9 protein-coding genes are annotated in these 8,672 nt (G+C 61.2%); 8 read left to right on the top strand and 1 reads right to left on the bottom strand.

Features of this window, described 5'->3' with window-relative positions; translation table 11 throughout:
* The first annotated feature begins 2 nt into the window (after nt 1-2).
* From ACR65W_RS10670 to ACR65W_RS10635, 8 genes are all read left to right on the top strand, one after another.
* Complete coding sequence (locus tag ACR65W_RS10670) at nt 3-110, top strand: IS3 family transposase (RefSeq protein ID WP_434498350.1); 108 nt, start codon at nt 3-5, stop codon at nt 108-110.
* A 1,712-nt stretch (nt 111-1,822) separates the two neighbouring features.
* Nucleotides 1,823-2,140 carry an SLOG family protein gene (locus ACR65W_RS10665; protein ID WP_434498348.1) on the top strand — a complete coding sequence of 106 codons (318 nt, stop codon included), beginning with the start codon at nt 1,823-1,825 and terminating at the stop codon, nt 2,138-2,140.
* Nucleotides 2,141-2,403: 263 nt separating this feature from the next.
* A complete protein-coding gene (repA, locus tag ACR65W_RS10660; RefSeq protein ID WP_434498347.1) occupies nt 2,404-3,609 on the top strand; it encodes a plasmid partitioning protein RepA in 1,206 nt (401 codons plus the stop codon).
* Nucleotides 3,609-4,613 (top strand): plasmid partitioning protein RepB, encoded by a 1,005-nt coding sequence (gene repB, locus ACR65W_RS10655; RefSeq protein WP_434498346.1) that lies wholly within the window; start codon nt 3,609-3,611, stop codon nt 4,611-4,613. Before repA ends, repB begins: the two co-directional genes overlap by 1 nt.
* A gap of 235 nt (nt 4,614-4,848) precedes the next feature.
* On the top strand, nt 4,849-6,222 hold the full coding sequence (gene repC / locus ACR65W_RS10650) for a plasmid replication protein RepC (RefSeq protein WP_434498345.1): 1,374 nt from the start codon (nt 4,849-4,851) through the stop codon (nt 6,220-6,222).
* A 112-nt stretch (nt 6,223-6,334) separates the two neighbouring features.
* Entirely contained in the window at nt 6,335-6,517 is a 183-nt protein-coding gene (locus ACR65W_RS10645; protein ID WP_434502645.1) for a hypothetical protein, read from the top strand.
* Nucleotides 6,518-6,613: 96 nt separating this feature from the next.
* Nucleotides 6,614-6,943 (top strand): type II toxin-antitoxin system RelE/ParE family toxin, encoded by a 330-nt coding sequence (locus ACR65W_RS10640; protein WP_434498349.1) that lies wholly within the window; start codon nt 6,614-6,616, stop codon nt 6,941-6,943.
* A 15-nt stretch (nt 6,944-6,958) separates the two neighbouring features.
* Nucleotides 6,959-7,285 carry a DNA-binding protein gene (locus ACR65W_RS10635; protein WP_434498343.1) on the top strand — a complete coding sequence of 109 codons (327 nt, stop codon included), beginning with the start codon at nt 6,959-6,961 and terminating at the stop codon, nt 7,283-7,285.
* 49 nt (nt 7,286-7,334) lie between these two features.
* Here the strand turns inward: ACR65W_RS10635 and ACR65W_RS10630 are convergent, their stop codons facing one another.
* Nucleotides 7,335-8,528, bottom strand: a complete 1,194-nt coding sequence (locus ACR65W_RS10630; protein ID WP_434498342.1) for a tyrosine-type recombinase/integrase — start codon at nt 8,526-8,528, stop codon at nt 7,335-7,337.
* Nucleotides 8,529-8,672: the final 144 nt, after the last annotated feature.

The following is an 8,672-nucleotide window of genomic DNA, read 5'->3' as shown; positions in this document are numbered from 1 at the left end:
TCATCGACGAGGTTTACAACAAGCGCCGACTGCATTCCGCACTCGGCTATCTCAGCCCGCAACAGTTCGAGGACCAGCACGCCCGCCAGAAGGTCAAATCCGCGGCCTGATCCCTGTCCGGCCCGAGGGGCCCACTCCACTTTGCGTCCAAAAACCGGCGCCTTTTCATTCGACCGGAAAGACGTAGCCGCTTGGAAGTTCAATGAACGCGGACGTTTTCCGCTCTCTTGCAGGATCAGACGATGAAGCTGATTCGGCCAATGGCCGGCGTTTGGCGCAATTGCTCGAAGCGAAGAAGTCCCGCCACCCGAATCGATCGCCGACATGGCTTTGGGAAGCGCGATCGCGGGTGGCGCGCTTTTGCGTTTTACGTGCCGATGCGTCGTTCATGAAAAGCGCCACGCGCCGGTTTGAAAGCGCTGCGATGCCGCAACAAGCGGCGGTTGAGACGCCGCGGGCGCCGCAGAACTTCCCTTCCCCTCCCCGTCAGTTCCGGCAGGTCATTCCTTGCGCGTAAGCAAGTCAGCGCGGTGCGTCTTCCGCTTGCTGCGGTTCTTTATGTGCGTCGCCATCGGTCCCGTGGCTTTTCGATTGCTTTCAGGCCGAACCGGGCGTGGCCATCAGCGAAAGGGCGACCGTGATGGATATTGGCGTTACGCCCCTTCCCTGCAACGCGCATCGCGAAACGCTGTTGTCGCATCTCATCGATGAATTCGCCTTGTAGAGCTATCGCCCTTTCGAAAGGCAGCCGGATCGGCTTCCCCTGCCCTCTTCCGACGCGGCGGCCGTGGCTCTTGAATAGTCATCGAGACCCTATCCCGACGTTTCATCGACGGGCGCCTCTGAGCAGATCTTCCCGACTCGCTTTGGTGATGCGCAAATCTCTTCCACCGCGAGGCCGATCCCATTCGTCGCGGTCACGGCGAGAAGGAAGGCGCGCAGCATCGCTCTCGCGCCAAGCAAGAGCGTTCTGAGTTTCGCCCGGCAATTGGAGGACGTGATCGCGCTGGATCTAACTCCAACCGAGCGCTGTGCCGCATCCGATTTCTTGGACGCACCTTGCCGAGTCCTACACGGCCGAATCGAGCTCCTCATGGCGACGGCGCTCACAAATAGAGGTTAGCTAGCAGGTTCCATTCAGGTTGCAGCATAGCGCCGGCCTGAGAGAGCAGCGATGTCCCACAAGCGGGTCGCTTGCCGCAACGCTCCTCGCCGACTTCTTTCCCCTGCCCTGTGCCTGCGCTTCGGGCATTCCGCGCGACCAAAGAAGTCGGCGCGAGCGTCCTCCACTTCGTTTCGGCCCTTCGGGTGCGACGCCATCCGCCCGGGGTTCGGGATCGCTGTCAGGCCGCGACCGGCGCAGCCTCAAGCGAAAGCGCCACGACATGAACGATGAAATCACGCCACATTCCTTCGGCACATTTACCCCGGATCACGAATCCCAATCGCCCTCCTCGCTCCTTCTCGGTCAACTCGCCGCACGGCTTTCGCCCCTTTGACGGCGAACCGGATCCGCGTCCCCTCCCCTCTTTTGCGCCGCATCTTTGGCGCTGGAAACCGCCATCGAGGTTCTGTCCAGCCTCTTTCTCGACACTCGTCTCGATGCTGATTTCCCGGATCTTCTCTGGTCCTTCGTCAATCTCTTTCATCGCAAGGCGGATCGCGTCGACCGTGACCCCGACGACAATGAAGTCCGCTCGGTCGAATTGGAGCGGTTGAATTCTTCCGCGACCATCTCGCGGAGCTTTTTGCGACCGAGACGGGGTCCGCCTGGCGTCCGCGCTCCGGTTCTAAGGTCAATCACCGCGCCCGCACCGCTGCGATGATCGACAGTCGGGACTTCCTAAACGCCAAGAAGCTGGCTGAGGCGCAATTGCCTTTGGCCAGCGGACATCGGATCGCCTTCGCCGGCGGAGACGATTGCAACGGCCATCAGCGCATTTGGGACGCTCTCGACAAGCTCCACGCCAAGCATCCCGACGTGGTCCTTCTCCGTGGCGGCGACGCGAGGAGAGACGAACGGATCACGCCTGCTCGGCGGATAATCCCAAAGTTCCCCATCTCGCGCTCAACCGGACTGGAGCCGTCACAATCACGTTGCGCCCTTAAGCGCATTGAGGGCCTCGCCGACAAAACGTAAGATGGGAATTCCGGTGTGGCGGTTTGACGTCGCACTGCCGTGAGCGCCGGGCAGCGGTCCTTTCTCGCGCTGGCCTAGGAATTGTGGAGCGCGCGCGGGAGTTGCCGGCCGGCAACTCTTGTCGCGCAGTAATTTGTTTGTTTGCGAATCGGGCGTTAAACTTTGATTAACTCAAAATTCCTTGCCACTGAGGCCGAATCGGGGGAACTTGTCACGGCAAACGACGCCGATTGCGCTAGAAAACGTTCCTAACGAGATTTGCCGTGGACACGCCTGCCCTCCAATTTCGATCGAATGCGATCAACGAACTGGTCGGCGCCCATGCGCGGGAGCTTTCGGCTCGTCTCCAAGCGCATCGACTGCAACTCTTCCCTCCTGAGGCGAAGAAGACTTTACGACGATTCTCGTCGCTTGAGGCGGCAAAACTGATCGGGGTTAATGACGGCTATTTGCGCCGCCTGTCTTTAGAAAAGAAAGGCCCAGCCGTCGAGGTCGGTCCAAATGGCCGCCGTTCGTACACCATCGGCGACATCCAGTCTTTACGCGTATATCTCGACGCCAGCAGCAAGCCCGACCGCAAATATATTCCTTTTCGAAACAGCACGGAGCATCTGCAGGTCATCTCTGTCGTCAATTTCAAGGGCGGCAGCGGCAAGACCACTACAGCCGCTCACCTCGCCCAATATCTCGTGCTTCGCGGCTACCGGGTGCTTGCGATTGACCTCGATCCCCAGGCGAGCCTTTCCGCGCTGCATGGCGTTCAGCCAGAATTCGACGTCGGAGAGAATGAGACCCTCTACGGGGCGATCCGCTACGACGACAGGAGGCGACCCCTCAGCGACATCGTTCGGAAAACCTATTTTGACAATTTAAGCCTCATTCCCGGCAACCTCGAGCTCATGGAATTCGAGCATGAGACGCCAAAGGCTCTCATGACCGATCGCCATGTCGAGTCGATGTTTTTCACGCGCATGGACTCCGCGCTCGCCTCGGTCGCCGACCAGTATGACGTCGTCGTAATCGACTGCCCGCCTCAACTCGGATTTTTGACGATGTCGGCGATGTGCGCCGCGACCGCCGTGTTGGTGACGGTTCATCCACAAATGCTCGACGTCATGTCGATGTGCCAGTTCTTGATCATGACGTCCGATCTACTCGGCGTCGTCGCCAAGGCCGGCGGTAATATGGGGTACGACTGGATGCGGTATCTCGTCACTCGCTATGAGCCGGGCGACGGTCCGCAGAACCAGATGGTGTCCTTCATGCGCTCAATGTTCGGGGAGCATGTGCTCAATTTTCCGATGCTCAAGAGCACGGCGATAGCCGACGCCGGCATCACCAAGCAGACGCTTTACGAGGTGAGCAGAGACCAGTTTACTCGCTCGACTTACGACCGCGCGATCGAGGCGCTCGATAGCGTCAATGGCGAAATCGAACAGCTCATCCGCGGCGCTTGGGGGAGAGGCTAATGGCGCGCAAGAACTTGCTGGCAGGCCTCACGGGCGTTTTGTTGCCGGCTGGCAACTCAGACGCTCAAGTGACGACCGACGCATCCCGCCAGCCCTCCGCTGCGGCGCATCTGGGCGTCCTCGGCACGCGCGGGGCGATAGGGGCGGTAAGCCGCTCAATTGAACAGCTCAAGGCGCACTCCATTGTTGATATCGCACCGGATCTCATCGAGGCCTCATTCGTTTCCGATCGTTTGGAAACCTCGGAGGAGCATCATCGCGCGCTCGTCGAGTCGATCCGCGAGCATGGCCAACAAGTTCCCGTGCTCGTGCGCCCACACCCGGTAAAGGAGGGGCATTACCAGATCGCCTATGGGCGGCGCCGGCTTCTCGCTCTCGCCGAACTTGGGCGCAATGTCCGCGCGGTCGTGAAGCCGCTCAGCGACGAACAGCTCGTGGTCGCGCAAGGTCAGGAAAACAGCGCGCGCAAGGATCTCACCTTCATCGAGAAGGCGCTTTTTGCAGCGCGCCTCGAACAGTCGGGGTATTCGCGGGAGATCATCATGGCGGCGTTGACCGTCGATAAGACCGGTCTCTCGCGTCTGATCTCCTCCGCCGTGAAGATCCCGCAAGATATCATCGAGGGTATCGGTTCGGCGCCGTCAGTTGGGCGTGATCGCTGGGCGGAACTCTCGACGCGTCTCGAACGCAATGGCGCTTTGGCGCTCGCTCGCTCAGAGATGGCGAAGGAAGAATTTTCGGCGGCGACGTCCGACGCAAAGTTCGAGCGCGTCTTCGCCGCTCTGGCTCCGAAACTTGCAAAGAGCAAGATCGTTCGTTCCTTTGCCTTGAAAGCCAAGGATGGAGCCAAATTCGGCAACGCAAGAGATGAGCCTCTGACTCTGATGCTTGCGATCGATAAACAAGTCGCGGCGGGGTTCGCGCAATATTTGCTCGCTGAGCTGCCGGAACTCTACGCGTCCTTCAGAAAAAAGGCGGAAGCCGTCGATGATGTCGCTTTATAACGCTCATCCGCCGAGACGCCTCTCCCGGCCTTTTGCGCTCTAACCCGGCGCGAATGAAGGTCAATCTGAAACAGGAGACTAAACCGCAAAAGAAAAAAGCCCCCGAACGTCGCCGCCCGGAAGCCTTTCTCTGATTTCAGCACTCCGAGAATCTCACTTCCGCGAATCACAGTCAAGAGTTTTGGCGCCAATTTTCGGCGAGCGGATTTCTTTTGCCTGAACGAGGCAAAGGATTATGCGCACACATCCAACGACGCCCTTTGGGCGGCGACCGCTTTCGCTCGCCATGGTGGCGGCGCAGGCGGCGACGCGAGATTTCGCGGCGAAACCCGACGCGTCCGAGACCGTCGTCCATAAATGGCGGCTGTTTCGCGCGCTCACGGAAGCCAAGGAGCCGATCGGCGTCACCGACCGAGCTTTGTCGGTGCTGCACGCGCTGCTCAGCTTTCATCAGGAAACCGCGCTGACGCTGCCGGAACGCGATCCAAAATCGGAGAGCGAGGATAACTCTGCCGGCGCCGGCGTCGTCGTGTTTCCATCGAACCGGGAACTCTCGATCCGCGCCCATGGCATGGCGCCGGCGACGCTGCGCCGGCATTTGGCGTCGCTCGTCGAGGCGGGGCTGATCATCCGGCGCGACTCACCGAACGGCAAACGCTTCGCGAGACGCGGGCAGGGCGGCGAGATTGAAAGCGCCTTCGGCTTCGATCTGACGCCTCTGATCGCGCGCGCGGCCGAGATCGAAAACCTCGCCGAGGAAGTGCGCGCCGAAAACCGCGCGATCGCGCTGCTGCGTGAAAGGATCACGCTGGTTCGGCGCGATATCGTCAAGATGATCGAGGCTGGCATGGAGGAGGGCGTTCGTTTCGCGCCGATATCGATTGACGGGCAGGACATCAGCGACTGGCAAGGCCTTTACGGGGGCTACCACGCCCTCTCGGCGCGCTATTCGCGCAGCCTCGGGAGAACCGGGCTGGAGGCTTTGGCGGGCGAATTGGCGGCCTTCGCGACCGAAATTCAGAAGCTGCTCGAAACACACGTTAAACAGCAAAAAAGAAGCGCCAATGAGTCCCAGACTGAGCGCCATATACAGAATCAAATCACAAACATTCCTGATCTTGAACCTCGCCTTCGAGAAGGTAGGGCCGATCCGCCCGGGTTAATGCCGAAAGAGCCGGAAGCCGAGAGGGCAGGGGCTTTAACAACCGAGGCGCCCGGTCCGGGAACCGGGGAGCGGCAAGCGTCGCCGACGCGAACCTATCCGCTCGGCATGGTGCTGCAAGCCTGCCCCGACGTTGTCGATTACGGCAAGAGCGGGGAGATTTCCTGCTGGCGCGATCTGATCGACGCGGCGGCGATCGTGCGCTCGGCGCTCGGCGTCTCGCCCGACGCCTGGAAACAGGCGCTCGACGTTCTGGGCGAGCATGACGCCTCGATCGTCGTCGCCGCGATCTTGCAGAGGGGGGAAGAAATTAAATCCGCTGGTGGTTATTTGCGAGTTCTGACGGCGAAGGCGCGGGCAGGGGAATTCTCGCTTGGGCCGGTGCTGATGGCGCTGCTGCGGGGCAAAGCGTCGAAGGCGGCGCGCGAGCGGAGACAAGCGGGATGATCGGACTTTTCGGCGCCGGGTTTCCTTGCCGTCGATTTGGCGATTATCGTTGCCTCATGAGGGAGCGCGGACGCCATGACCGACACGACGACCCAACTCGCCATTCTTTCCGATGCGCTGGTCAAGATCATCGACCGGTCCGCTGGCGGCAGAGGGGAAGGCGGCGCCCGCCGATCTCTTGACCCGGGCGGGCGACATCGCCGCGCAGGCGCTGACCGCCGCCGCCACCTATGGTCAGTTGCCGCCGTTCTCTGAGTCCGTCGACGGGCAACAGGATACGCATCCTCAGAGCTAGAATTGCCGACGGCGAGGGCTGAGCAACGGCAGTGGCTGGCCCGCCTCCATATTCCATCGTTCCGCTTCCAGTTTGGTAACGTATATGATACCGATAATAGAGATTGAGGAATACCTTACCGAGAAAGGCGCAAACCCCTTCGCGGAGTGGTTCAACGCCCTCGACCCCCAGGCCGCCGCGATCATCACTGTTGGTTTGGCGCGGCCGGCTGATGGAAACGCCTCGAAAGTCGAACCAATCGGCGAGGGCGCGTCCGGACTAAAAATCAATCGCGGTCCGGGCTATCGCGTCTATTTTGGAAGGGACGGCAAGGCGCTTGTGATTTTGCTGGGAGGCGGCACGAAGCGCCGTCAGAGCGACGACATCGCCGATGCTTTGGCGCATTGGCGAAACTACAAAGCGCGTAAGGCGAAGGCCAAAAACTAGGTAAGGGGTGACGTGATGGCGCTGACCCGGAGTTTCAAGGAGACTGTGCAAGCGCGGGCGACGAATGACGCTGCGTTTCGGCAGGCTCTGTTTCAGGAGGCGATTCAGCTCCTCCTCGCGGGAGAGATCGGCGCCGGCCGATCGATCTTGCGCGATTATATCAACGCGACGATCGGTTTCGAGGCCCTGGCGGAAATCACGCAGACGCCGCCGAAAAGTCTGATGCGCATGTTCGGCCCCAACGGAAATCCGACCGTGGTGAACCTGTTTGCGGTCATCAATGCGCTGCAAAACCGAACCGGCGTGCACCTTGAAGTGAGGGCAGTCACCGAGGCAGCGTAGACGTTCAACATTGCGGCTTGGATCGTCGCTGATATGCGCCAAGCCGCCTTCAGAGTCCCGCGGCCTTGGTGAGATTGACCTTGAAGCGGTCGCGCTTGCGCTGATAGCGCCGCGTCATCTCGGCGCTGGCGTGGCCGAGGTGCTTTTGTACATGCGCCTCCTCGATCTGCGCCGAAGAGGCGAGTCCGGCGCGCAAGGAATGGCCGGAAAACGCCAGGCGCCGTTCGCCCTCGGTCAGGTCGCCGCGAATGCCGGCGGCGAGGGCGGTTTTCTGCACCAGTCTGGCGACATGCTTGTCCGTCAGACGGCTGGCGGAAACGCCGCCGTTCTTGCGCGCGATCGGCCGAAACAGCGGGCCGTGACTGATCCGGCCGAGCCGCAACCAGGTCTCGAGCAGCGCGACGGGACAGGTCTCGGGACGCGAGCCGCGGCCGATTTCGACTTCGCGCCAGCCGGTCTTGCCGGAAATCTGCAGCACCGCGCCGCCGTCGTTGTTGCTGGCGCTGGATAGATCCGCGATGTCCTTTCTGGCGTTCGAAACATCGGCGGAGTTTCTGCTGGCGCTCGAAACATCGGCGCCAGAGGGAAAAATCTCGATCCAGCCGGTTCCGTCTTCGGTTTGGTCGGGGCCGCAATCGAGGCCGACGATTTCCGAGCGGCGCAGGCCGCCGGCGAAACCGATCGCCAAAATGGCGCGGTCGCGGATGCCGCGCAGATCCATCTCGAGCGTCGCCAACATCGCCAGTAATTCGTCGGCGAAGATGGCTTCCTTCTGGACCGGCGGGCGGCCATGGGCGCGGCGAATGCCGGCGATCACCGTCGAAATATGCCGATCGCTTGTGTCGAGCGGTTCGCCACGCTGGCGGTAATGCCAGCAGATGCCGGCGAGCCGTCGTTCCAGCGTGGCGACCGAAACCGGCTCCCGGCTTCCGGCGGCGATGTTTCGCGCGCCGGCGGAAACTCCGCCGATGTTTCGCGCGCCGGCGGAGACTGCTCCCTCCATGCAGGCGGCGAGATAGAGGCCGACGGTTTGCGGGTGCGGGGGCAGGGGGTCGAAGCCTTGGCGGCGCAGCCAGGCGGAAAACTGCCGCCAATCGGCGTCATAGGCGCGCCTTGTGTTTTCCGAGCGGGCGTTGCGGGCGTAATCGCGGGCCTTTTCGGAAAGCGCGGCGAGATGGGGCGCCGAAGGCCGCGCAGCGAGTGGTGCGCCGCCGCTTTCGAGATCGTCGTCGATCTTGGCCATCGGTGTCGGATTGTCGCAATTTCTGGGACTGCCGGGCATTGGAATCTTTGGACTTCCCTGTTGCATAATTTTGGGATCGATTCAGAATTTCAGGCACTGGCGTCGAGTTTGATTCGTAATTTGTGGAACCAGATTGCTGCGAGA

Origin of the sequence: Methylocystis sp. (genome assembly GCF_051062815.1) — a bacterium.
Lineage (GTDB): Bacteria > Pseudomonadota > Alphaproteobacteria > Rhizobiales > Beijerinckiaceae > Methylocystis.
Note: the sequence above shows the minus strand (reverse complement) of the source record. Positions and strands in the feature narration are given on the sequence as shown.

What these genes read in the sequence shown, in the direction of transcription:
- ACR65W_RS10645 (WP_434502645.1), top strand. Translation starts at nt 6,335, where the DNA reads ATGCGCTGGTCAAGATCATCGACCGGTCCGCTGGCGGCAGAGGGGAAG.
- ACR65W_RS10665 (WP_434498348.1), top strand. Translation starts at nt 1,823, where the DNA reads ATGATCGACAGTCGGGACTTCCTAAACGCCAAGAAGCTGGCTGAGGCG.
- repB (WP_434498346.1), top strand. Translation starts at nt 3,609, where the DNA reads ATGGCGCGCAAGAACTTGCTGGCAGGCCTCACGGGCGTTTTGTTGCCG.
- ACR65W_RS10630 (WP_434498342.1), bottom strand. Translation starts at nt 8,528, where the DNA reads ATGGCCAAGATCGACGACGATCTCGAAAGCGGCGGCGCACCACTCGCT.
- ACR65W_RS10635 (WP_434498343.1), top strand. Translation starts at nt 6,959, where the DNA reads ATGGCGCTGACCCGGAGTTTCAAGGAGACTGTGCAAGCGCGGGCGACG.
- repC (WP_434498345.1), top strand. Translation starts at nt 4,849, where the DNA reads ATGCGCACACATCCAACGACGCCCTTTGGGCGGCGACCGCTTTCGCTC.